This window comes from Streptomyces sp. NPDC041068, assembly GCF_040647455.1.
In the GTDB taxonomy this organism is placed as follows: Bacteria; Actinomycetota; Actinomycetes; order Streptomycetales; family Streptomycetaceae; genus Streptomyces.
In genome coordinates this window covers 100,236-123,571 of the sequence record NZ_JBEZCG010000002.1, presented here as the reverse complement: position 1 = coordinate 123,571, position 23,336 = coordinate 100,236, and the positions used below count along the sequence as shown (strand labels likewise).

At 68.4% G+C, this 23,336-nt stretch carries 25 protein-coding genes; 12 read left to right on the top strand and 13 right to left on the bottom strand.

Going from position 1 to position 23,336, the window contains the following annotated elements; translation table 11 throughout:
- Nucleotides 1-4: 4 nt before the first annotated feature.
- The 12 genes from AB0B50_RS04345 to AB0B50_RS04290 all read right to left on the bottom strand — a co-directional run bounded on the left by AB0B50_RS04345 (nt 5) and on the right by AB0B50_RS04290 (nt 13,858).
- Nucleotides 5-1,198 carry an MFS transporter gene (locus AB0B50_RS04345; protein ID WP_362325384.1) on the bottom strand — a complete coding sequence of 398 codons (1,194 nt, stop codon included), beginning with the start codon at nt 1,196-1,198 and terminating at the stop codon, nt 5-7.
- A gap of 33 nt (nt 1,199-1,231) precedes the next feature.
- Nucleotides 1,232-1,837 (bottom strand): TetR family transcriptional regulator C-terminal domain-containing protein, encoded by a 606-nt coding sequence (locus AB0B50_RS04340; protein ID WP_362325381.1) that lies wholly within the window; start codon nt 1,835-1,837, stop codon nt 1,232-1,234.
- A gap of 59 nt (nt 1,838-1,896) precedes the next feature.
- Nucleotides 1,897-3,576 carry an ATP-binding cassette domain-containing protein gene (locus tag AB0B50_RS04335; RefSeq protein ID WP_362325378.1) on the bottom strand — a complete coding sequence of 560 codons (1,680 nt, stop codon included), beginning with the start codon at nt 3,574-3,576 and terminating at the stop codon, nt 1,897-1,899.
- A 67-nt stretch (nt 3,577-3,643) separates the two neighbouring features.
- Entirely contained in the window at nt 3,644-4,957 is a 1,314-nt protein-coding gene (locus tag AB0B50_RS04330; RefSeq protein ID WP_362325375.1) for a sulfite oxidase, read from the bottom strand.
- Between the two features lie 129 nt (nt 4,958-5,086).
- A complete protein-coding gene (locus AB0B50_RS04325) occupies nt 5,087-5,689 on the bottom strand; it encodes a sugar kinase (protein ID WP_362325373.1) in 603 nt (200 codons plus the stop codon).
- 4 nt (nt 5,690-5,693) lie between these two features.
- Nucleotides 5,694-6,851 (bottom strand): ROK family glucokinase, encoded by a 1,158-nt coding sequence (locus AB0B50_RS04320; RefSeq protein ID WP_362325370.1) that lies wholly within the window; start codon nt 6,849-6,851, stop codon nt 5,694-5,696.
- 188 nt (nt 6,852-7,039) lie between these two features.
- Nucleotides 7,040-7,831, bottom strand: coding sequence for an ATP-binding cassette domain-containing protein (locus tag AB0B50_RS04315; protein ID WP_362326772.1), 792 nt, complete (start codon nt 7,829-7,831; stop codon nt 7,040-7,042).
- A 20-nt stretch (nt 7,832-7,851) separates the two neighbouring features.
- Nucleotides 7,852-8,925: an ABC transporter permease gene (locus AB0B50_RS04310; RefSeq protein ID WP_362325367.1), complete on the bottom strand. Its 1,074-nt coding sequence runs from the start codon at nt 8,923-8,925 to the stop codon at nt 7,852-7,854.
- The gene (locus AB0B50_RS04305; protein ID WP_362325364.1) at nt 8,922-9,941 is read right to left on the bottom strand and encodes a sugar ABC transporter substrate-binding protein; all 1,020 of its coding nucleotides are present in this window, start codon (nt 9,939-9,941) and stop codon (nt 8,922-8,924) included. Before AB0B50_RS04305 ends, AB0B50_RS04310 begins: the two co-directional genes overlap by 4 nt.
- A 118-nt stretch (nt 9,942-10,059) precedes the next feature.
- Nucleotides 10,060-11,055, bottom strand: a complete 996-nt coding sequence (locus AB0B50_RS04300) for a sugar ABC transporter substrate-binding protein (RefSeq protein WP_362325361.1) — start codon at nt 11,053-11,055, stop codon at nt 10,060-10,062.
- A 156-nt stretch (nt 11,056-11,211) separates the two neighbouring features.
- On the bottom strand, nt 11,212-12,003 hold the full coding sequence (locus AB0B50_RS04295; RefSeq protein ID WP_362325358.1) for a GntR family transcriptional regulator: 792 nt from the start codon (nt 12,001-12,003) through the stop codon (nt 11,212-11,214).
- Between the two features lie 208 nt (nt 12,004-12,211).
- Nucleotides 12,212-13,858 (bottom strand): tyrosine-type recombinase/integrase, encoded by a 1,647-nt coding sequence (locus AB0B50_RS04290; RefSeq protein ID WP_362325355.1) that lies wholly within the window; start codon nt 13,856-13,858, stop codon nt 12,212-12,214.
- Between the two features lie 177 nt (nt 13,859-14,035).
- Between AB0B50_RS04290 and AB0B50_RS04285 the strand changes: the two genes are divergently transcribed.
- From AB0B50_RS04285 to AB0B50_RS04275, 3 genes are all read left to right on the top strand, one after another.
- The gene (locus AB0B50_RS04285) at nt 14,036-14,227 is read left to right on the top strand and encodes a DNA-binding protein (RefSeq protein WP_362325352.1); all 192 of its coding nucleotides are present in this window, start codon (nt 14,036-14,038) and stop codon (nt 14,225-14,227) included.
- 306 nt (nt 14,228-14,533) lie between these two features.
- Nucleotides 14,534-15,457 carry a recombinase zinc beta ribbon domain-containing protein gene (locus AB0B50_RS04280; protein WP_362325349.1) on the top strand — a complete coding sequence of 308 codons (924 nt, stop codon included), beginning with the start codon at nt 14,534-14,536 and terminating at the stop codon, nt 15,455-15,457.
- A 235-nt stretch (nt 15,458-15,692) separates the two neighbouring features.
- The gene (locus tag AB0B50_RS04275; protein ID WP_362325346.1) at nt 15,693-16,643 is read left to right on the top strand and encodes an MBL fold metallo-hydrolase; all 951 of its coding nucleotides are present in this window, start codon (nt 15,693-15,695) and stop codon (nt 16,641-16,643) included.
- Here the strand turns inward: AB0B50_RS04275 and AB0B50_RS04270 are convergent.
- The gene (locus AB0B50_RS04270; RefSeq protein ID WP_362325343.1) at nt 16,562-17,434 is read right to left on the bottom strand and encodes a helix-turn-helix domain-containing protein; all 873 of its coding nucleotides are present in this window, start codon (nt 17,432-17,434) and stop codon (nt 16,562-16,564) included. The two genes, AB0B50_RS04275 and AB0B50_RS04270, sit on opposite strands and share 82 nt — an antisense overlap.
- 319 nt (nt 17,435-17,753) lie before the next feature.
- Between AB0B50_RS04270 and fabG the strand changes: the two genes are divergently transcribed.
- The 9 genes from fabG to AB0B50_RS04225 all read left to right on the top strand — a co-directional run bounded on the left by fabG (nt 17,754) and on the right by AB0B50_RS04225 (nt 23,272).
- The gene (gene fabG, locus AB0B50_RS04265) at nt 17,754-18,464 is read left to right on the top strand and encodes a 3-oxoacyl-ACP reductase FabG (protein WP_362325340.1); all 711 of its coding nucleotides are present in this window, start codon (nt 17,754-17,756) and stop codon (nt 18,462-18,464) included.
- 139 nt (nt 18,465-18,603) lie between these two features.
- Nucleotides 18,604-18,945 carry a hypothetical protein gene (locus AB0B50_RS04260; RefSeq protein WP_362325337.1) on the top strand — a complete coding sequence of 114 codons (342 nt, stop codon included), beginning with the start codon at nt 18,604-18,606 and terminating at the stop codon, nt 18,943-18,945.
- Between the two features lie 363 nt (nt 18,946-19,308).
- Entirely contained in the window at nt 19,309-20,268 is a 960-nt protein-coding gene (locus tag AB0B50_RS04255) for a ParB/RepB/Spo0J family partition protein (protein WP_362325334.1), read from the top strand.
- A gap of 78 nt (nt 20,269-20,346) precedes the next feature.
- Nucleotides 20,347-20,643: a hypothetical protein gene (locus AB0B50_RS04250; RefSeq protein WP_362325331.1), complete on the top strand. Its 297-nt coding sequence runs from the start codon at nt 20,347-20,349 to the stop codon at nt 20,641-20,643.
- The gene (locus AB0B50_RS04245; RefSeq protein WP_362325328.1) at nt 20,640-20,855 is read left to right on the top strand and encodes a hypothetical protein; all 216 of its coding nucleotides are present in this window, start codon (nt 20,640-20,642) and stop codon (nt 20,853-20,855) included. The genes AB0B50_RS04250 and AB0B50_RS04245 overlap by 4 nt, the downstream gene beginning before the upstream one ends.
- Nucleotides 20,856-21,116: 261 nt before the next feature.
- Nucleotides 21,117-21,689 (top strand): SMI1/KNR4 family protein, encoded by a 573-nt coding sequence (locus AB0B50_RS04240; protein WP_362325325.1) that lies wholly within the window; start codon nt 21,117-21,119, stop codon nt 21,687-21,689.
- 848 nt (nt 21,690-22,537) lie between these two features.
- Complete coding sequence (locus AB0B50_RS04235) at nt 22,538-22,777, top strand: hypothetical protein (protein WP_362325322.1); 240 nt, start codon at nt 22,538-22,540, stop codon at nt 22,775-22,777.
- A gap of 37 nt (nt 22,778-22,814) precedes the next feature.
- The gene (locus AB0B50_RS04230; protein WP_362325320.1) at nt 22,815-23,087 is read left to right on the top strand and encodes a hypothetical protein; all 273 of its coding nucleotides are present in this window, start codon (nt 22,815-22,817) and stop codon (nt 23,085-23,087) included.
- Nucleotides 23,084-23,272, top strand: coding sequence for a hypothetical protein (locus tag AB0B50_RS04225; protein ID WP_362325317.1), 189 nt, complete (start codon nt 23,084-23,086; stop codon nt 23,270-23,272). Before AB0B50_RS04230 ends, AB0B50_RS04225 begins: the two co-directional genes overlap by 4 nt.
- Nucleotides 23,273-23,336 lie beyond the last annotated feature (64 nt).

Below are 23,336 nucleotides of genomic sequence, written 5' to 3'. Positions count from 1 at the left end.
GGCGTCAGCGCTCCGCGGCGGCTGTCACGTCGTACCGCGTCGTCCTTGATGCGCGGACCGCCAGGGCGAGCAGGGCCCATGCGGTCAGGCCGAGGACGCCCGCGACGGCCGGCAGCTGTCCGGCCCCCACGCCGTTCACGGTCAGGCCTCCGACGGCGCCGCCCAGCGCGACCCCGAGGTAGGTGCCCGACGTGTTGAGCGCCAGCGCCTGGGCCGCGGACGGCCCGGCGAGCAGGTGGAGGCGCGCCTGGATCGCCGGGGAGTTCCAGAAGGCCATCCCGCCCCAGACCGTGCCCACCACGACGAGGACGGGGAACGGCACAGGCCGGACGAACCAGAACGTCCCCATCAGCGCCATGACGCCGACGAACGTGCCGATCCCGATGGCCAGGCAGCGGTCAGGGCCCCACCGGTCGACGGCCCTGCCGCCCGCCCAGATGCAGACGATGCCCGCGACCCCGGAGAGGCTGAACGCCAGCGCGCGCTGGTCCACCCCTGCCTCGCTCACCGCGTCGAGGTAGGGGGCGGTGTAGGTGAGCATCATCATGGAGCCGGTCATGAGGACGGAGTTGGCGAGGATGCCGAGGGACACCGGAGCGGCGGCGAGGGCCCTCAGCTGCTCGGCGACGCTCGGCACCTCGGCGGACCTGTCGCCCTCGCGCGGCAGCGTCACGAGCAGGAAGACGAGCGCCGCGGCCCCGGCCACCGCCATCGCGACGAACGTGGCCCGCCAGCCGAAGTGGCCGCCGATCCAGGTGCCGATCGGGACCCCGGCCGCGATCGAGCCCGTGACGCCGAGCGCCACGACGGCGACGTACCGGCCGATGTGGCTCCGCGGGGCGCGCTCGGCGGCGTGGGCGAAGACGGCCGGGGTGGACGCCGCCGCCGCGCACGCCGCCACGATCCGCAGCGCCATCAGCGCGCCGAAGCCGTCCGTCGACGCCGCCATGAGGTTCGCCGCGACGAACAGCGCGAAGGAGGCGGTGAACAGGCGCCGCCGTGACACCCGCGCCAGGGTGACGCCCGCGATCGGCGCGACCACGGCGACGGTGAGAGAGAAGACGGTCACGAGCTGCCCGGCCTGCGCCTCCCCGACTCCCAGGTCCCTCGCCATCTCGGGCAGGACCCCCGCGATCACATAGTCGTCGGTGTAGAGGACGAAGGCGGCGGCGAGCAGCGCGAACAGCCACGCGGGCACAGCGGGACTCCAGACATCAGTCGGGCAGTGGCATCAACGGTCGGGCAGCGGCAGCAACAGCGCGCGCAGGTGCGCCCGCAGGGTCGTGCGGAGGCGGTCGACGCAGAGCGATCCGTGCGGCGTCACCGCGTCGATGACGAGTCCGCCCAGGACGGCGACGACGCGTTCGGCCTCCTCGGCGGCTTCGGGCACGCCGAGCACGTCCAGGGCGTCCGTGATCACCAGGCGCATGTCGGCGGCCATCCGCTCGGTCACGGGGCGGAAGATCGGGTTGACCCGCGCGGCGACGATGAACTCCATCAGGACGATCGACTCGACGCGGCGCTCCTCGTCGACCGGGAGCAGCTCCTCCAGCAGAGCCTGCAGGGCGTCGACGGCGCGTTCGCCCGTGAGCCCGGCCAAGGTGTCGGTCGCGTACCGGGTGAGTCGCTTCCCCATGCGGTCGCCGACCTCGGTCACGGCCGCCACGAGGAGGGTGCGGTGGTCGTCGAAGTAGTGGCGGACCGAGCCGATGTTCCATCCGGACTCGGCGGCCACCTTCCGCAGGGATACGCCGGTGATTCCTTCGGCCACCACGAGACGGAAAGCCGCCTCGATGACATCTTTTCGGCGCTGTTCGAGGTCGATCCGAGCTGGCATTCCGGCACAATATCACAGGCGTGATAAGTGAAAGCCGGCCGGGGTATATGGAAACCCCTTCATTCGCGGTGCCGCACCACCCGCCTTTCGTCCCACACCGGTTCGGGCGCCTCGTAAACGGTTCCGTCCGAGCCGAAGACCAGGAAACGGTCGAAGTCCCGGGCGAACCAGCGGTCGTGCGTCACCGCGAGCACGGTTCCCTCGAAGCCGCGGAGCGCGTGCTGCAGGGCCTCGGCGGAGACGAGGTCGAGGTTGTCGGTGGGTTCGTCCAGCAACAGCAGCGTCGTGCCGCCGAGTTCGAGCAGGAGGATCTGGAAGCGGGCCTGCTGCCCGCCGGACAGGGACTCGAAGTTCTGCTCCGCCGCGCCCGCCAGTTCGTAGCGGGCAAGGGCCCGCGACGCCTCCTCGCGCGGCAGGCCCTCGCGGTGCTCGTCGCCGCGGTGCAGGATCGACACCAGCGTGCGGCCCGCGAGATCGGGCCGCCCATGGACCTGGGCGAACCAGGCGGGACGGACCCGCGCGCCGAGGCGCGCCGCCCCGGTGTGCGCCACGGGCTCGACCGGCAGGTCGCCGACCGGTTCGTGTTCGGACTCGGGGGCGCTGCCGCCGCCGGCGAGCAGACGCAGGAAGTGCGACTTGCCCGAGCCGTTGGAGCCGAGCACCGCGACCCGGTCGCCGAACCAGACCTCCAGGTCGAACGGCCGCATCAGGCCGGTGAGTTCGAGCCCTGCGCAGAGCACGGCCCGTTTGCCCGTGCGTTCGCCGCGCAGCCGCATCGCCAGATGCTGCCTCCGAGGCCGCGCGGGAGGCGGCCCCGCCTTCTCGAACCGCTCCAGACGCGTCTGCGCCGCGCGGTACCGCGAGGCCATGTCCGAGTTGTAGGAGGCCTTCTGCTTGTACATGTGCAGGAGCGCCTTCAGCTTGGCGCGCTCCTCGTCCCAGCGGTTGCGCTGTTCGTCGAAGCGCTCGAACCGCTCGGTCCGCGCCCGGTGGTAGGTGTCGAAGCCGCCCGGATGCACCCAGGCGGTGTTCCCCGCCGCGCCGAGTTCGACCGTGACGGTGCTCTTCGCGGTGCGGGCGAGCAGTTCGCGGTCGTGACTGACGTAGAGGACGGTCTTCGGCGTCTCGATCAGACGGTCCTCCAGCCACCGCTTGCCGGGCACATCGAGGAAGTTGTCCGGTTCGTCGAGCAGCAGGACCTCGTCGGGGCCGCGCAGCAGGGCTTCGAGGACCAGGCGCTTCTGCTCGCCGCCCGAGAGGGTGCCGACCGCACGCCGCCGGCACCGGTCGAAGGGCACGCCGAGGGCCTCGGTGGCGCAGACATCCCAGAGCACCTCGGCGTCGTAGCCTCCGGCGTCGCCCCATTCGGCGAGCGCGTCCGCGTAGCGCATCTGGGCCGCGGCGTCCCCGCTCGCCTCCATGGCCGCTTCGGCCGCGTCCAGGGCGGCCGCGGCGCGGCGGACGCGCGGGGCGGCCACCGAAAGAAGCAGATCGCGCACCCGGTCGCCCTCGCGGGCGACGAACTGCCGCATCACGCCGAGGCTTCCGCCCCGGTTCACCGCGCCGCCGTGCGGCGCGAGGTCTCCGGCGACGATCCGCAGCAACGTGGTCTTGCCCGAGCCGTTGGCTCCGATCAGCGCGGCCTTGGCACCCTCTCCGACGCGGAACGAGATGTCGTCGAGGAGCACCCGGCCGTCCGGTAGTCCGTACGAGATGGAATTGACGTCGATGTATCCCACGACGGTGAAGTTATCACAGGCGTGATAAAAAGAAACAGGCGAATAAAATTCGCTGCTGTCCCCCCATTCACTCCACGGTCACCGCGTGCCGCACCACGGCGTCGAACAGATACCCCTGGGTGTTGTACGCCGTCGTCTCCGGCTGGACGCGCCCCGTCGTGTCGGTGGCGCGGGACAGAAGGGCGGTGGGCCCCGGGGCCGTGGGGCGCCACGGGAAGGACCAGCGGGTCCAGGTGTCGCGCCGCGGGGTGTCGTGGAGGCGGGCGCGGTGCCAGGTGGCGCCCCCGTCCGTGCTGACCTCGACCCGGTCGATGGCGCCCGCGCCCGACCAGGCGCGGCCCGTGAGGCGGTGGCGCGTGCCCGCGGACAGGCGCGCGTTCCAAGGGAGTTCGAAGGCCGACTTGAGGGTCTGACGGGTGAGCGGGGCGCTGCCCTCGGGCGGGTGGCCCGCGCCGTACAGGCGGTAGAAGTCCGTGTTCCAGGGCGAGTAGAGCGGCGTCGACGAGACCTCGATGTCGCCCAACCACTTGATCGAGGCGATGCCCACCCAGGACGGGACCAGGACGCGCACCGGGTGGCCGTGGTCGGGTGGCAGGGGTTCGCCGTTCATCTCGTACGCGAGGAGGACGTCGTCCAGGGCCTTGGCGAGCGGCAGGGGGCGGCGCACCCGGCCGAGGTTCGTGCCGTCCGCCGTGACGTAGTCGGCGTCGAGACCGCGCGGCATCACGTCGACCGCGCGGCGGGAGAGGCCCGCCCTGCGCAGGACCTCCCGAAGGGGTACGCCGCGCCAGCGTGCCGTGCCGATCGCGCCGAGGGTCCACGCCGTACCGGTGGCCGGCCGGTTTTGCTGGGTCGCGAAGAAGTCCCTGCCGTTGCCCGCGCATTCGACGAACGCGGTGCGCGTCGCCGAGGGGAGGTTCTTCAGGTCCGCGAGCGTGAAGTGGCGGGGACGGCCCGTCAGCCCGTCCCCCCACACCTCCAGCCGCCATGCCGCCGCTTCCAGCCTCGGTGTCACCGTGTGGTTGCGTACGAAGAAGTGGGAGACGGGCGTGGTGTGGCCGGTGCCCGCCAGGGAGTCGAAGCGCGTCTCGGCGTTCGTGCCGCGGATCGTGAACCGCTCCGGGGGCAGGGGCTTGACGATGCCCGCGGCCGGGCCCGCCGCGCGCGCCCTCGGGGCTGCGAGGGCCGTCGGCGCCGTGGCGGCCAGGCTCGTGGCGGCCAGGCCCGTGGCGGCCGCGAGGCGCAGGACGTCACGGCGCGCCACGCCGTCGGCTCGGGCCTCCCCCGCGAGCCACTGGCTCAACCTGCGCCGGTCGTACGCCGCTTCGGACGTCCCGTCGGCGGTCCGGTGGTCGCTGCGTGCGCTGCGGTCTCTGCTCATGGCCACACGCTAGGAGCGCCCGCGCGGCCCCGCCGCCCGATCGGCGGCCGCTTCACACGGCGGCAATGCGCACGGCACGCACCGCAATGTGCGCGCCATGCCGCACCGCGTCGTGCGTCGGAACAGGGGTCAGGGCGTCGTCGTCGACACCACGTACACCATCGGGTGCTTGGCGTTCGAGCGGTCCACCACGACGTCCTGCGTCGGCGCCGGGTCGTCCTGGTCGTGGGTGAGGCCCGACCACGGGCCGGGTCCCGTGAACTCCCAGCCGACGACCTTCTGGTCGCGCTCGCTGATGGTGATGTCGTTCGGCTTGAGGTGGGGCCCGGTCGTGCCGATCTGCTCGAGGAACTTGTTCAGCCCCTCGTTGCTGGTGAGGAACTGGACGTACAGGCGGCTGGTGCGCCAGTTGTTCGTCTCGTAGTAGGCGACCTCTTCGGAGTACGGCGGGATCGGTACGTCGTACAGACGGCGCTGCACCTTGGAGGGCCAGCCCGCGGTGAGGCCCGTCGCGGAGTACTTGCTCTCCTTGTCGCGGCCGCTGTCGCGGCTCTGGTTCGCGGAGATCACCAGGTAGCCGGCGGGGATGCCGATCAGGAGGACGATGATCGTCGCCGTCAGCCAGCGGCGGCGGATCATGTGGCGGCGGTCCTCGGTCCTGCCCCCGTCGCGGCCCGACGGCTCGGGGGCTCCGGGGAAGTCCGGGGACGAGGGTTGGCGGGGCACGGTCATCTGCTTACTGGGTTCCCTGGGAGGTGCGGTCGTTGGTGCGGCGGGCCTCTGCGTACCGCTCGTAGCGTTCGTAGCGCTCCACGCGGCGGCGGTTGGCGCGGCGGAAGCGACGGGCGACCAGGCGGGCCAGGTCCGCGGCGCCGACCATGCCGGCCTCGGGGCCGAGCTGGGCACGGGCGATGCGGGCCTCGGGGCGGTAGCCGCGGCCCGTGAGGTGGCGGCGGAAGGCGTCGCGGGCCGGGCCGATCAGGAGGTCGTCGGCGGCCGAGACACCGCCGCCGATCACGAAGCAGGACGGGTCGAGGGCGGCCGCGAGGTTCGCGATGCCCACGCCCAGCCACTGGCCGATGTCCTGGAGGAGCTCGACGCACATGGCGTCGCCCTCGCGGGCCAGCTCGGTGATGAGGGGGCCCGTGATGTCGGGGACGTTGCCCTTGACGCGCTCGATGATGCCGTACGCCACCGGGGAGTCGGCGGCGGCGAGCTCGCGGGCCTCTCGGACCAGGGCGTTGCCGGAGCTGTACTGCTCCCAGCAGCCGCGGTTTCCGCAGGGGCAGCGGTGGCCGCCGGGCACGACCTGCATGTGCCCGAACTCGCCGGCGACGCCGAACTTGCCGCGCTTGACCTGGCCGTCCTCCAGGATGGCGCCGCCGATGCCGGTGCCGAGCGTGATCATGACGAGGTGGTCCTCGCCGCGGCCCGCGCCGAAGCGCCACTCGGCCCAGGCGGCGGTGTTCGCGTCGTTGTCGACCATCACCGGGACCGCGAGGCGGCCGGAGATGCGGTCGCGGAGGGGTTCGTTGCGCCAGGACAGGTGCGGGGCGAACAGGACGCGGTTGCGCTCCGCGTCCACCCAGCCCGCCGCGCCGATGCCGACCGCGTGCACGTCGTGCCGGTCGGAGAGGTCGAGCACCAGCTCGACGATGGTGTCCTCGACGACGCGGGGGCTCTTGGACTTGTCCGGGGTCTCCGTGCGGAGGGTCTCCAGGATGTTGCCGTCGGCGTCGACGACCCCCGCCATCACCTTCGTGCCGCCGATGTCGATGCCGACGGTGGGGACGCGGGGTGCCGTCAGATGGGACCGGCGCTCACGCGTGCCCACGGTCCGCAGGACGGTGGCTCGTGCGGAGCCGCGGTGGGCTAGGTCGCGGTAGGTGCTCATTGCCGCGATTCTGCCTCACTCTTGCGGGGGCGTGCACAACGGGCGCGGGGCGCCCCGATGGGGCGCGGCAAACTGCGCGAGCAACCACGAAAGAGCCGCAGTCGCGTCTGCCGGGTGACCGAGCAGACGCGACTGCGGCTTTTCTTGGGCTGAGCGCGCAGTTCCCCGCACCCCTGGCGGGGCGCTGCTCAGCGCCCCTCCAGTTCATGACGGAGGTCATCCAGCTCCGAGCCGCCCGCCATCTGGCGGGTCAGTTCGTCGAGGGTCACCTCGTCACGGGTGTAGCTGCCGAACATCGCGCCCCGCTTCAGGAGGACGAAGCGATTGCCGACCAGGTACGCGTGGTGCGGGTTGTGCGTGATCAAGACCACGCCCAGGCCCTGGTCCCGCGCCGCGGCCACGTACTTCAGGACGACGCCGGACTGCTTGACGCCGAGCGCCGCGGTCGGCTCGTCGAGGACGAGGACCTTCGCGCCGAAGTAGACCGCCCGCGCGATCGCCACGCACTGGCGCTCACCGCCCGAGAGCGTGCCGATGGGCTGGTCCACGTCGCGCAGGTCGATGCCCATGCGGAGCAGCTCCGCGCGGGTCGTCTCGCGCATGAAGTCGACGTCCATGCGGCGGAAGGGGCCGACCCCCTTCGTCGGCTCGGAGCCGAGGAAGAAGTTCCGCCAGACCGGCATCAGGGGGACCACCGCGAGGTCCTGGTAGACCGTGGCGATGCCCCGGTCCAGGGACTCCCGGGGCGAGGACAGCTTCGTCTCCTCGCCCTCGATGCGGAGCTCGCCCGCGTCGTGCTGGTGCAGCCCCGCGATGATCTTGATCAGCGTGGACTTGCCCGCGCCGTTGTCGCCGAGCACGCAGGAGATCTCCCCCGCGTGCACCTCCAGGGAGACGCCCTCCAGCGCGCGGATGTTGCCGTAGTACTTGCTGACGTCGTCGAGCTCGACGAGCGGGGTGCGGGACGCGGTCTCCGGCACGGCGTCGGTCGGTGTCTCGGTCACTTCGTCGCCTCCGCACGCTTGCGGACCCAGTGGTTGAGCAGGGTCGCCAGGAGCAGCATCACTCCGAGGAAGAACTTGAACCAGTCGGGGTTCCACTCGGCGAACACGATGCCCTTGCTGACCATGCCGAAGATCAGCGCACCCACGGCCGCGCCGACCGCGGAGCCGTAGCCACCGGTGATCAGACAGCCGCCGATGACCGCCGCGATGATGTAGATCAGTTCGTTGCCGACGCCTTCGCCGGACTGGACGACGTCGTACGAGAAGAGCAGGTGCTGGCCGGAGATCCAGGCGCCGAAGGCGACGCCCATGTACAGGCCGATCTTGGTCGCCGAGACCGGGACGCCGACCGCGCGGGCCGCGTCCTCGCCGCCGCCCACCGCGAAGATCCAGTTGCCGACGCGGGTGCGAAGCAGGATCCAGGTGGCGACCGCGATCAGGGCGAGCCACCAGACGATGGTGATCTTGAAGTCGACGCCGCCGATGGTGATCGACGAGGCGAAGACCTCCTTGGCGGAGGAGAACCCCTCCATGTCGGAGATCGACTTGGTGGAGACCGTGCCGCTGATCAGCTTGGTGAAGCCGAGATTCATGCCGGTCAGCATCAGGAACGTACCGAGCGTGATGATGAAGCTCGGTGGATCGGTGCGGGTCAGCATGACGCCGTTGAAGACGCCGATCGCAAGGGTGGCCAGGAGGGAGACCCCGACGCCCACCCAGACGTTCGCGGTCATCTGGTAGCTGAACATCGACGAGATCAGCGCGGAGGTCGTCACCATGACGCCCGCCGAGAGGTCGAACTCGCCGCCGATCATCAGGAGCGCCACCGGCACCGCCATGATGCCGATCGTCGACGCGGCGTAGAGGACCGTGGCCAGGCTCGTCGTGCGCAGGAAGCTGTCCGCGACGATCGCGAAGAAGATGAAGACGGCCACGGCGCCGACGACCGAGCCGAGCTCGGGGCGGCCCATCAGCTTCTTCACGGGCGAGGTCTTCAGGAGGCGCTCGTCCGTCGGGGTGCCCGGGGTGCCCGGTGTGCCCGGTGCGGGCACGAGGTCTTTCGCGGTCATCGGGTCCCTCGCTTCGCGTATTCCTCCAGCTCGGCGGCCTGGTCCTTGGTGATGATCTGCGGGCCGGTCAGCACCGGCTTGCCGCCGCCGAGGACGTCGGCGTTGTACTTGTACAGCCACAGCAGGTCCACGGCCTCGTAGCCCTGGAGGTAGGGCTGCTGGTCGACGGCGAAGCCGAGGTCGCCGGACTTCAGCCCGGCGGCCACCTTCTCGTTGAGGTCGAAGGTGTCGATCTCCGCCTTGCTGCCCGCGCCGTCCTTGGCCTTCACGGCGGCGTCCGCGAAGGGCGCGCCGAGCGTGACGACCGCGTCCACGTCCTTGTCGGACTGGAGCCTGGCCTCGATGGAGGACTGCACGTCGGGCATGTTGGTGCCCGTCACGTAGAGGTTCTCCAGCTTGCCGTCGAAGGTCTTCTTGGCCCCCTCGCAGCGCTGCTCGTGGCCGACGTTGCCCTGCTCGTGCAGGATGCAGAGCGCCTTCTTCTTGCCGCGCTTGTTCAGCTCGTCGCCGACGGCCTCGCCCGCGATCGTCTCGTCCTGCCCGATGTGGGTGAGCGCCCCGAACTCCTTGGACTCCGCGGAGCCGGAGTTCACCGTGATCACCGGGATGCCGGCCTTCTTGGCGCGGGCCAGCGGGCCCTTCATCGCGTCCGGCTTGGCCAGCGACACGATGATGCCGTCGACCTTCTTGTCGATGTAGGAGTCCACGAGCTGGGCCTGCTGCTGGGCCTCGTCGTCATGGGCGTACAGGAACTTGATGTTGTCCTTGCGTGCCGCCTCTTCGGCGCCGTTCTGGACGATGTCCCAGAAGGTGTCGCCATCGCCCGAGTGGGTGACCATGCCGAAGGTCCAGCGCGGCGTGCTCACCGCGGCCTTCCCCTGTGCGGCGGCCGCCTTGCGGGCGTCCTCGGCGCGCTTGCCTCCGGTACTGCTGCATCCGGTGAGGCCCGCGGTCACACCGAGCACCGCGACCAGCGCGGCGCCCACCGCTCGTACCCCTGTCTTCACCCTTGCCACGACGCCGTGCCCTTCTTGCTCTGCTGCTCTGTGCGGCCGGTCCGGATCCCCGGCCCCAGCCGCCCAAGTATCGACCACGCGGATCGCGCGTGTGTTCATCGGGTACCGCGGCGTGTGGTCACCTGGTTCCCCTGGCGGTGTACTTCTCCAGCTTCGGTACGTCCTTCCCGGTGACGATCGCGGGTCCGGTGAGGACGGGCCTGCCGCCTCCCAGGACGTTGGCGTTGGTCTTGTAGAGCCACAGTTCGTCGACGGCGAGGTAGCCCTGGAGGTAGGGCTGCTGGTCGACGGCGAAGCCGACCTCCTTGGCCTTGAGGCGCTTGACGACCTCGGCGTTCAGGTCGAACGTGTCGACCTCCGCCTCGCTGCCCGCGTCCTCCTTGGCCTTCACCGAGACGGCGGCGATCGGCGCGCCCAGCGTGACGACGGCGTCGATGTCCTTGGTGGCCTGCAGCTTCGCGCTGACGGACGACTGGGCGCCCGGCGCGTTGGTGCCCTCGACGTTCAGGTTCTCCACGGTGCCGTCGAAGGTCTTCTCGACGCCCGCGCAGCGCTGCTCCAGGGAGACGTTGCCCTGCTCGTGGATGACGCAGAGGGCCTTCTTCTTGCCGCGCTTGTTCAGCTCGTCGCCGACGGCCTCGCCCGCCACGGACTCGTCCTGGCCGATGTGGGTGAGCGCGCCGAACTTCGCGGAGAACTCGGCCCCGGAGTTGATCGAGACGACCGGTATCCCGGCGGCGGTCGCCTTGGCGAGCACCGCCTTCATCGCCTCGGGCTTGGCCAGGGTCACGACGATGCCGTCGACCTTCTTGTCGACGAACGACTGGACCAGCTCGGCCTGCCCCTTGGCCTCCTTGTCGTTGGCGTAGAGGAACTCGACGTTGTCCTTGCGCGCTGCCTGCTTGGCCCCGCTCTGGACGATGTCCCAGAAGGTGTCGCCCTCTCCGGAGTGCGTGACCATGGCGATCTTCAGGCGCGGCGTGGTGACGCCCTTGCCGCCGCCGTCGTCGTTCGCCTTGTCCTCGTCGTCCTTGCCGCCGGATCCGCTGCAGCCTGCGGCCAGAGCGATCACGGCGATCAGGACTGCGGCCGTGCGGGATGTGCGCGTACGCATGGTGGGACCACCTCTTCTCCCGGCCGCCTCGGTGCGGCTGGGGGAGTTCTAGCGGTGGGCGCACGGGAGCGTCAATGGCTTTGTCAGAACATTCTGACGACCGTTGGTGAGTTGGTATCTACGGCCGTACGCGGCGCCTGCGGCCGCGCTCGGCCGCTACGGGCGTACGAGGAGCTGGAACTCGAAGGAGTAGCGCGCCGCCCGGTAGACGTGGGAGCCGAACTCGACCGCACGCCCCGTGTCGTCGAAGGTCGTGCGCCGCATCGTGAGCAGCGGGGCACCGGCCGGCTCGGCGAGCAGCTCGCCCTCCTGCGCGGTGGCGGCGCGGGCGCCGACGGACTGGCGCGCGCTGTGCAGGGTGAGCCCCGCGGCACGCATCAGGCGGTAGAGCCCGGTGGCCTCCAGACGCTCGGTGTCGAGGTCGAGGAGGCCGGTCGGCAGATGGTTGCGGAGCCGGGCCATGGGCTCGCCGTGCGCGAGCCGCAGCCGCTCGACGAGGTGCACCGCGTCTCCCTCGGCGACCCCGAGCGCCGCCGCGACCTCGGCGGACGCGGGCTCGACGGTGTTGCGCAGGACGCGGGTCTCGGGGCGCTGGCCCGCGGCCTCGAGGTCGTCGTAGAGGCTGCTGAGCTCCAGGGGGCGCTTGACCTGGCTGTGCACGACCTGCGTGCCGACGCCGCGGCGCCGTACGAGCAGGCCCTTGTCGACGAGGGACTGGATGGCCTGGCGGACGGTGGGCCGGGACAGGCCGAGCCGCCCGGCGAGCTCGATCTCATTGCCGAGGAGGCTGCCCGGGGTCAGGGCGCCGCGCTCGATCGCCGCCTCCAGCTGCTGGGCCAGCTGGAAGTAGAGCGGGACCGGGCTGCTGCGGTCGACGCCGAGCCGCAGCGCGACGGTGGGGTCCTTGACCGGCTTGTCCTGGGCTGCTTTGGCGACTGGTTTGGACACGGGGCGAGCGTAGTCCCGGGAAATGATGACGGGAAGTTCTGAAGTTCTGTTGTCCGGACAAAAGTTTGACAGTACGTGAGAAGCCTTTGCCTACCTGACCAGCAACGATGCATCAAATCGCCCCCTCGGAGAGAGCTCCGAGGGGGCGATCCCATATCCCGGGGGACAACCGGGGGACAGCGTGTCAGGCAGCGTCTGGGGGACTCCATCAGGCAGCAGAAGGGTGTACAAGGTGAAGATGGCTCTCGCTGCCCTGGCCTGGCCCGCTGGCTTCGGGTGCTGTCTCCCCCAGTTCCACGGCAGGTTCCTCCTCGGCCACAGGGGCCGCAGCGAGGGGCTCCTCCGGGGTGGGCGGCTCTACCGCATGGTGGCGCGGTACGAGATCAACGGTGGCGTTGGCGGCTGCCTGCTCGAATTGCGGCATCAGTGAGGTGTAGGTGTCGGCGGTGAGCTGGTAGCTGCTGTGGCCGAGGAGGGCCTGGATGGCCTTCATGGACAGGCCGGCGGCGAGGCTGAGGGATGCGGCGCAGTGGCGTAGGTCGTGGAGTCGGATGGGTGGCAGGCCGAGGCGTTTGACGAATCGTTCGAAGTTTTGGGAGACGTTGATGGGGTTCCAGGGGCTTCCGTCGGCTTGGGTGAAGACTTTGCCGGAGTGGACGTAGGGGCCGTAGGTGTCAGGGTTGTCGCGGTGCTTTTGTTCCCACTCGTCTCGTTGGGCTGTCTGTACGTCCCGCAAGGCTTTGAGTAGGGCGAAGGTGGCGTGGTCGAGTGTGAGGCTGCGTCGGCCTGCGCGGCTCTTGGGGGTGTCTTCCCATACTTCGTAGGCGTTGTTGACGGATAGCTGCTCGACGATCCTGGCGGTGCCGTGGGTCATGTCGACTTCGGTCCAGGGCAGTCCTGTTGCTTCGCCGCGGCGTGGGGCGCGGAACACCATGAGGTGCCACATGATGTACATGGGGTGTTGAACTGCGGCGTCGAGGAATTCGCCGGTCAGGCTGGGGGTCCAGACCATGACGGGGCTGGGCTTTTCGCCGGTGAGCCTCCAGCGGGCGATGCGTTCTTCTGTCCAGACCAGGGCTTCGGGGCGTTCGTACTTGGGGAGGGTGACGGACTTCGCCCAGTTTTCCGGGATGAGCTTCTCGGTGACTGCGTCGCCGAGGGCTGAGGCGAGGGTGTCCTTGAATCTCTTCTGCGTGGCGGGGCCGGTGTCCTGGCGGGGTCTGGCACGTGCTTCTTTGAGAGCGGCTTTGGCTGCGTTCCACCGTTGGCGCAGGTGTGGGGGGCGGGGCAGGGGCGCTTGCTTCCATGCTCGGTAGGCGTCGTCGCATTCGGCCTTGGCTTGTTGGGCTGCTATCCGGTTGGCTTCTTTGACCTTGTTGTACTCCCAGATCTGTTTGAACATCTCCTGGATGTGGCGCTCGCGCAGTTCGCGCATGGCGAGGTGGCCGAGTGTGGGTATGAGGACGCGGTCGATGGTGTCGCGGTAGCCCTCGCGGGTACTGCGCTTGAGGTCGACTCGCTTGTCGAGCCAGCGGTTGAGGTAGGCGGCGACGGTTTCTTTGGAGTCGACGTCGATGCCGCCTGCGGCTTCGTCCCAGAGTTTCTGTGCTGCTTCTTGGGCCTTCTTGGAGGTGGCGAAGCCGCCTTTGCGGGGTCGGCGGCGTTCGCCTCCGGGTCCGTCGGGGAGGTTGAGGTAGTAGTACCAGGAGCCGTGGTCGCGTTTTTTCAACTGTGGGCATGCGGAGCCGAGTTCTCGGACCTTTGGTGTGCCGTTCGCGTTGAGGATCGGCTGGCCGTTGGCGTCGAGTTTGGGTTCGGTGCACTTGCAGCGGCGGTAGGTGCTGCCGTTGAACACGTTGGGCCCCCTGGTTTGGGCTGGATCATCCGTACGTGTCCTGATCTTGCTGTAGCGAAGGGGATGCTTCCTTGGCCGCCGTATGCTTCCGGTCAGGTGGCGCGGGGATGAAGGATTTGACCACCTATGACCTCATCTGCGAGTGCTCATGCCGCTCCTGCCCGCGCGCGGGGCGGGATGTCGATCGAGGAGCTGCGGTCGCTGCCGGCTGCGGTGAGTGTGGCTACGGCCGCGCGGGCATTCGGTATCGGCACGGACAAGGCGTACGCGTTGATCAAGGCGGAGAAGTTCCCGGCGAAGACGATCCCTGTCGGTGAGACGCAGAAGGTAGCGACGCTGAGTTTGTGGGCAGCCCTGGGGGTGTCGTAGCGGGGCGCAGTCCGGGGCCGGGAAGCTCAGCCGCCCGCACTCCCGGCCCCGCCCAGGCTCCCCTCGTCGCCCACCCGTGCGTGTTCGATCGGGTACGGGGAGCCGTCGCCTCCGGATACGCGATCTTCGTGGCGTGCGTCACGTCAACTTAGGCACGTAGAGCTTTGACGTGGGCAAACGCCACTCCCCCAGGCCAGCCAAGCCTTCATTGTCTACTTTGACTACTCAATGAAGCTATCGTGACCTATTACCGGGCTAAGGGGTCGCTACTGGGCAGGCGATCGGCTCGTGATCGGACGGAGACGCATGGCACGGCTGACTGGCTACCTGAGCCACCGCGGGGGGCTCCATCCCCAGGAGGCGGCAGGTCTGCGCAAGGCCGCTTCACTGCTGTTTGACCAGCAGAGCAGGGCAGAGACCTGCCGGTCGATCAACGCCCAGGGATACCGCACCACACACGGCAACGAGTGGGCGCCGGAAGTTCTGGCTCGAGTCCTCAGCCATCCCCGGATGGCTGGACTAGACGACGAGGGCGAGCCCATCGAGGGCTTCGGCGACACAGTGTTGACACCGGATGAATACCGGCGCCTGCTCGCCCTGTTCGCTTCTCAGGCTGAGCAACAGCCCGCACCGCGCGAAGCGTTCGACTACCTCCTCACCGAGGGCCTGTCGGAGTGCGGCCTGTGCGACTGGAACATGGTGGGCACGCGGGTGACCAGCGGCGGCAATCCCGCCTACCGATGCCCTCCACCTCGCCCGGGACAGGCCTCTTGCGGACGAGTGCGGATCAACGCCGACCGGCTCGAAGGCCCCGTGGCGGAGGAAGTGCTCGCCGAGTTGCTCAGGCCCGGTGCGCAGGAGCGGCTGATGTCGTTGCTGGAGGATCTTCGCGGGGAGGCGGAGCGTTTGAGGTCGCATGTCGAGGGTGCGGAACAGCGTTTCGCGAAACTGCGCGAGATGCGTGACGTGTTGGTGCCTTCGGCGTATGAGGCAGCGGAGAAGGCAACCAGGCAGGACGTTCGTGAGGCCCGCAACCGGCTCCGATACCTGGAGCAGTTGATCGATGTCCCCGTTGCGGGCGTCTCGGACTTGGTTGCGTGGTGGAAGTCGGCGCCGCGGACGTGGCAGCGGGCCCTGATCGGCGTGGAGATCGTCAAGGTGCGCGTGCTGGCTTCGGGGCGCGGGAGGCATCGCGATCCCAGCGCCCGGTTGCAGATTGAGTGGCGCTGACCGCCTTCTCACATCCTTCCGTGCCGTCGATCGGCAGGGAGACTCACGACGTCGGCGCCGTTCCACTCAGCGGGACTTACCCGGACCGCCAGGTGGCACGAGGCGTGCCGTTGGGGGCGGCGGCCCGTTGCCCGGCATGGTCCATGCGTGCAGTAGGGACGGCCCCGGCTTGCCCTGACCAGGGATGTCGTCCATAAGATTCTGCCGCTTTGCCGTCTTTGGTCGCTTACGCGACATGAATTGGAACTTCACAGTGCCTTCCCCTGCCCTTCAGCAGCTGTCCGCCACGACGTGGGCGTGGATCAACGACCGCCCCCACTGGGGTTTCAGTAACTGCGGCGTGATCGCCAGCGATAGCCAAGGCCTGCTGGTCGACACGCAGTTCACGCTCGACGCGACACGCGATCTACTGGCTGCAGTCGAAGCGGCTCTGCCGGGCACGGAGATCACCGCGGTGGTGAATACGCACGCCAACGGGGATCACACCTGGGGCAATCAGCTCGTCGAAGGCGCCCAGATCATTACGTCGGAGAGTTCCGCCCGCCACGCGTGCAGCGAGATGAGCCCCGAGCAACTGACCGCGCTGTGCGAGGCCGGACGCACAACGGCCGTGGGCACGTACGCAGCGGAACACTTCGGGCACTTCGACTTCTCCGGCATCACCGTCACCAGCCCCACCGAGACCTTCACTGGCCGACTAGAAGTCAAGGTGGGGCAGACACTGGTCGAACTCCTCGATCTGGGGCCGGGGCACAGTGCGGGTGACGTCGCCGTCCACGTTCCCGATGACGGCATTGTCTTCGCCGGGGATGCCTTGTTCAGCGATTCCCACATGGTGGTGTGGTCCATGTCGCTGTCCGCATGCATCGCGGTCTGCGATCAGCTCTTGGCGACTGGGGCGGAGACTTTCGTGCCGGGGCACGGGCCAGTGCTGGATCGCGTCGGCGTTACCGAGGTGAGGGATCGTCTGGCCGCGGTCGCTCATGCCGCCGACCGGTATGCGCTTACTGGCACGCCCCTGACGGAAGCGGCCCGACTGATTGCGGCAGAGCACGCGGGGGCGTGGGCACACCCGGAGCGGTTGTTCACACAGGTAGCGGCCGCCTACGCGGAGGCCGGCGTAGGCGGTGTGCCGACGGGGACGCTGGCGTTGGTGGAGGGCATGGCCGGGGTGGCCTGCGGGTAGCCGGAGTCGCCGGGCGGCATGACGACCATCATCTTGGTGTTGTTGCACAGGCGAGCGAAGGTGATGAACTCCACCTCGAACACCCCGTCGCGGTTGGGTAGATGCAGGCGGCGAAGGTCGCCGTCGGGGTGCGTTTTGGCGGTGTGGTCCTCTTCGAGGATCTTCTTGGCGTCCGGGTCGCGCTCCTTGATCTCCTCGACGACCTCGGCGAGCCGCCTGTGGCCCGGGTTGACCTGGGCGGCCAGGCGCAGCTGGGAGGCCATCGGTTTGGCCCAGGCCTCTTCCCAGTCGATGAGCTGAAGACGGGCCTCGGGGTAAGTCAGGGCCCAGATCATCACGTTGATGCCGTGATTCATCCAAGGGAAGTCCCGGCCGGCGGCCTCGTTGAAGACGCGGATGTCCCAGTCCGGGCCGAAGGTGTAGGCGGGCCATATCTGTTGGTGCACGAGCGCCGAGACCGTGGGGTCGAGATGGGCGGCGTCGGGGCGCTTAAGCGGTGCGGGTTCCTGGCCGGTGGCGAAGTAGAAGAGGTGCACGCGTTCGGCGTCGTTCAGGTTCAGGATGCGGGCGACGCGGTCGAGGAAGTCGGCGCTGTAGTTCTCCTCGATGCCGGTCTCCAGCTTGCGGTACCAACCCTCCGACATGCCGGTGAGCAGGGCCATGTCGAGCTGCGTGAGGCCTTTGCGGTTGCGCTGACCGTACCGGTCAGTGAAGCCGGGTACGGCGCGCGGGTCTTGGCGCTTTCGCCAGGTGCGCAGCATGCGGGTGATTGGCGGCAGGGCAGTCGGCATGGCTTTTGACACCTTATTAGGTCACAAGAACGAAAATATTTGGCCAGACCTTAACGCACTTTTTGTCCCTGATGACCCACCCAGACCCTGAGGTTGACCACCCACAAGCAAACATAACGCCCATAATTATCTTCTGACGGATGATTCCGACAGTGTCACTACCGGTGGCGTCACAACCGGTAGTGACAAGGGCGAACTAACGCGCAGAAATCAGGGCAAGCTGTGCGGTGCGCAGGGGAGCACCCTGTCGGCCGCCCTCGGACAGGCAGTCCATCCGGTGGCCTGATCTCTCACGTCATACTTGGAAGGTGACCCCTCTATGGGCCGCAGCGTCTTCATCACCGGTGGCAACCGAGGCATCGGATTCGCGATAGCCAAGATGATGGCCGACGCCGGAGACAAGGTCGCGGTCACCTACCGCTCGGGCGAACCGCCCACCGGCCACGGCATCTTGCCCGTGCAGTGCGACATCACCGACCCCGAGCAGGTGGAGCTCGCGTTCAAGCACATCGAGGCGGAGCACGGACCGGTCGAGGTACTCGTGGCGAACGCGGGCATCACCCGCGACAGCCTGCTGCTGCGGATGCCGGAGGAAGACTTCGCCGCGGTCATCGACACGAACCTGACGGCCTCTTACCGGGTCGCCAAGCGTGCCGCGCGGGGCATGCTGCGGGCCCGCAAGGGCCGCCTCATTTTCATCTCCTCTGCCGTCGCGATGCACGGCGAGGCGGGCCAGTCCAACTACGCGGCCGCCAAGGCCGGATTGATCGGCTTCTCTCGGTCCTTGGCACGTGAGCTGGGCTCGCGCAGCATCACATCCAACGTCGTCGCCCCCGGACTGACCTCCACCGACATGACGGCAGCACTGCCCGAAGACCGCCTGCAGACTCTGCTCGCCCAGATCCCTCTCGGCACGGCCGCCCGGACCGAGGACATCGCCGCAGCGGTGCGGTTCCTCGCCAGCGACGAAGCCGCCTACATCACCGGCGCCGTCCTGCCCGTTGACGGCGGCGCGAGCATGGGGTACTGAGCACGGCGGCACCAGGCTGACAGGGGGACGCCGCCCATCATCACCCAGGGGCCTGGACCTTGGGGTCAAGGCCGCCTGCCACGGCGGTTACTACGCAGGAACCAGAGGCAATCCGGTCCTGACGTTCCCAGGGGGCCACGTGATTGACGAAGAGCGCATCAAGGCGCTCGCCAACCTGCCCAGCCCTCGACGGGCGGGTCCCGGGATCGACGCCGCGGGGATCGTTCGCACGCTGAGCGGCCTTCACGGCGAAGCCGCCCTGATCGCACAGCCGGTCCAGTGGAGCAACGGCCTGTGTGCGCAGCACCCGTTGAAGACCGGTGATGCGCACACTCCGGTTGCGCCCGACCTGGCCGAGCGTGTGTGTCGCGTCTGCCCGATCCGCTCCGCCTGCCAGGCTGCCGTCAGCGCCGGTGTACCGGCGCAGGTACGCCGATGGCGCAACTGGGCGGACGACATGGATGGTTCGGCCGAGCAGTAGATCGAGAATGCCTGTGGGCACCGGTTACCACCGGGGCCCACAGGCATTCTCTGTTCACCGGCACCGGCGCCTTCAGGACCCGGCATCCGTAGCGACTCCTGACGGCACCACTCGGCCTCCTCGGCACCGGCCCAAAGCCGCTCGTTCACCCGCCCAGACGCGGCATGGCGTTGTCGGCTTGGCCGTCCTCCACTCCTGAAGCGGCAAGGGAATCCACATCTCCGCAGGTCAGAGCCCTGACTCTGCGTGATCGAGGTCACTCCGGGGTGCACTTCCGGGAGTAGACACCCCCCTCGTGGAGAGTAGAATTTACGTACAAGGTGAGGGCAAGGAAACCTCACCACCTACTCCAAGGAGCATCCCGTGCAGCGCGTCCTCAAGATGAGCCAGGTCCACCGCAACCCGCGCCAGCCGCGCGAGTACTTCAACGAGGACGCACTGAACGAGCTGGCCACGTCGATCGACACGTACGGCCTCATGCAGGCCATCGAGGTCCGCCCCGACAATGAGAAGGGCGGCTACGAGATCGTCGCCGGAGAGCGCCGCTGGCGTGCGCACCAGATCCTTGGCCGCACCAAGATCCGCGCCACGATCACCTCGGAGAAGGGTGAACTCCAGCGGTTCAAGCGGTCGATGTCGGAGAACGTCACCCGCGAGGACATGACGCCGTTCGAGGAGGCCCACGGCTACCAGCGGATCTTGGATGAGGAAGAGGGCGCGACCATCGAGTCCGTGGCCGCTGACTTCGCCAAGACCACCACGTACGTGAAGCTGCGTCTGGCGCTGCTGGACCTGCGTATCGAGATTCAGGAACTGGTGCAGGACGGGAAGATCGGCACGCAGGCAGCCGTGCAGATCGCCGCGCTCAACCTCGCCAACCAGGGCTCGGTCCTTTCGAAGTTCGTACGCGGCGAGTTCGCCTCCGACAACGAGATCGTGCACTTCGCGTACGCGATGAAGCAGCAGCAGGACCAGGCGGTTCTGCTGGTCGTCGAGGAGATGACCGAGGAGCAGCGCACCGAGCGCGCCGCCGCGCAGAAGCAGACCCGCAGCACGCTCGACAAGATCGAGCAGGTTCGTGAGCTGCTGGATGAGATCGCCCGGACGAAGCCGATGAAGCTCGCGGAGACGCTGGAGACGCAGGTCGGCGCTCGCCTGGACCAGCTTGACCGGGTCGCGGAGTCGCTGACCAAGGCGCGCTTTCAGCTCAAGCAGGCCAAGGCGCACGCCGAGGCCCTCGAACTGGTCACCGTCAATCCGGAGGCCGAGGCGGACAGCACGGCCGAGGACGTCAGTGCCAAGCCTGAGATGGCTGCCGCCTGACCATCACCCACCCCGGGGCGGGCGCTGCCGCCCCCCGGCTCCCTCACCAACAGCACTGCACCGGAAGGCCATTTCGTCATGCGCTTCAGCGCGCCCCTCACTGCCGCGCAGGCCGAGCTGCTCGGCAAGGACATCGGCATGATCGCCGCGATTGCCGCCCAGGCCCTCAACCACGCGCACGGCGTGAATATCGAACGCCTGGTGGCCACCTTCACCTCGTCTGCCGCTCTGGACGTCACCGCGGGCCGCTACTTGAAGCACCTCGAGGACGGCTTGCCGCGCGGAGAGGCCGCAGGCCGCGCAGCCACGGCCCTCGTTCACGACTGGGCGGATGCGGTCCTCGAAGCCTCCTCCGACAGGGAGCCTCGCGCGTGAGTGCCGGACCGGAGTGGAGCGGCATGCAGCCCACCGACTTCGACCATGCCGCTGCCTACCAGCTGCCCGTGCACGCGCCCGTACGCGTTCCCGCACGGTCCGACAGGTACGGCACCGAAGCCCTCTTCGGCGACCCCGTCCACGACAACCGCCCCTCCCCCAGACCCACCACCCGACCTGGCGACATCGAGGGCCAGGACGAGCTGTTCTAACTCTCCGGAAGGAACCCCACTCTGATGAATCCGACCTTGGGCACCCTGAAAACGGGAGGACGCGAAGATGAGCTACGGGACATGGCCGCCGGGCAAGGCGTCCGCGCCGTGCCGACCAGAACACCGACCGTCGGCCGGGGTCTTCCCCCTGCCACACGGCAGGACTTGTCCATAGCGCAAAGTCGTTGATCCACACGCGGTGCCCGCCTCCCAAGGGCAATGCGGGCACCGCGCTCAGCACAGGGGCAAAGGAGTGGCCGTATGACGGTTGAGGAGTCTTGGGCGAAGATCGAACGCTGGATTGCCCAGCAGGCCCCGGAGGAGGACCCACTGCCGGCCCCCTGCACCCGTGAAGACCTTCAACGCCTCTATGAACACCTCGGGTTGTGGCTACCTGAGGACGTTGAGCGGTCACTGTTACGGCATGATGGGTCCGGCCTCACCGAGATCCTGCCCCCGGGGTACACGCTCCTCGGCGTCGAGGAAATCCTCAGGAACCGTTCGATCTGGCTGGAGTATGCGACGCCCGATGACACGAACCTGGACTTAGAAGACAAGACCTTCCTCGTTCCAATCGCTGAGCTCAGCGTCACGAAGCTGATGGTCGACACCAGAACAGGCAGACTCGGCTCCTGGGACATCGAGGAAGGCTACTTCCTCAGCACAGACCCTCTGCGCACCTCTTTGTCCGTGGCCCTTGCGTTTGTTGGGAACCTGCTGGCCTCTTCGCCGCCCTGGATCGTGCCCCTCCCAGGAGGGGGCGAGTTGGAAGTAACCGACGTAGACCCAGATTTTCCCGGGACGCTCGTGTGGACCGATGGCCCCATTGACTGACACCCAAGAAGTCTGAGCATGGGGAAACGAATCTAGCGGCATGTTGCCGCCCGGCCTGCCCACCGAGCTGACGGACCCGGGCGAGCGGAACTCGCGCGCCACGGCTCCCAAATCGACGGATCGGCACGCGGGTTCTCGCTCACTCTCCTCCGGAAATCCGCGAACCTGCGCGCTTCCCCGACCCGTTAGGAGGAGCGGTGTCCGCGCAGCTGGCACTCCGGGCCGCTCTGCTACAGCCCAGCCGACAAGTTGCGAGCGCAGGCTGAGGAGATCCACCGGCACCACCAGGCGCATCCGCACTATCCGCCGTCGCGGCCGGCAAAGGCCCGGCGCAAGCGGCGTCAGCGGCCGCCGTTCCGGCATGTTCCCCGCGGCCCGGGCGATATCGGGCCGGGGACATGGCTGTGGGTGAAGCCGGGTGGCCTGCACCCGGGGTGGGGGGACATCCACCGCCTGGCGATGCTGATCCGCCCGGACCGCGAGGTCTGTGACGTGTGGGTGTATGACAACGGCACCGTACATCAGGTCAAGCCTCACTTGCTGCTTCTCGATCCGAGCCCGATGCGGGCTGCTGCCGACGCTGCGGACCGGGCGGCTGGAGCGCCCCGGCGGTGGCTTCGGTGGACTGTCGCCGAGCATCTGACACAGGGCGATCTTGGTGCCGGTGCAGCCTCGCAGGATCGGTCTGTTCAGCCGAGCCTGTTCGACTGCGATGCAACTCGGCAGACATGAGCGCCAGTTGCAGTGGTCGAGGTTACATCTGGGGGCTGGACACCCAGATAGTAAAGAGTAGAATTTATACAATACGGAGGGGTTCACCAGGCCAGGCGAACCCAGAGAGGGGAATCATGCCGACCACCACGACCATCGTCGACGCCTACGAGGCGCTCGGCGCCCTGGCGCCCGAGTGCGGCATGTGTGAGGGCTCCGGGATGGTCACCTTCCTTCTCGGCCCTTACGAGCACTCGCGGGAGTGCGACCAGTGCCACGGCGTGGGTCGCTACCTCGCATGCCCGCACTGCACGGACGGCGTCGCCCCGTCCGGGGACACCTGTCGGACCTGCGAGGGCTTCACCGCTCTCGTTTGACCTCATATAGGTCACAACCTAACGGAGGAATCGCATCATGCATCTCGGAGATGGCCTCGTCTGCGAGGCCCTGGCCAAGGGCCTGCACGCCAACCGGTGGTCCACCGGCCAACTGATCCACCTCGCCATCGTTCTGCCCGACGAGGCGGTACAGCACTTCGAGCGCCCCACAGACGGCGGCCCGGACTCCTGGCGTGCCACGACGTTCGAGGGCAGAGCGTCGGGCTTCACCTTCGACGAACCCGTCACAGCCGAATGGGGCGTCACTCTCGACACCCTGACCACCAAGAACGAACGGACCACGTCATGACCTTCGACCAGCACACCGTCGTCACGCCCGCCAAGCCCACCCCCAGCGACAAGCTCAGGCCGTTCGGCCGCATCGTCAGTCACGCCGAGGCCCCGCTCACCGGGGAACGGATGAACATGGTCCTGTGGGACGGCGCGGCCAAACCGCTCGCGTACTACGACGACGAGCTCGCCATCGCCGACTGACCTTAAATAGGTCGCGATCGAAATTCGTGTTAGGTTCGTTCACGTGATCGAGCCCAGGCATGGC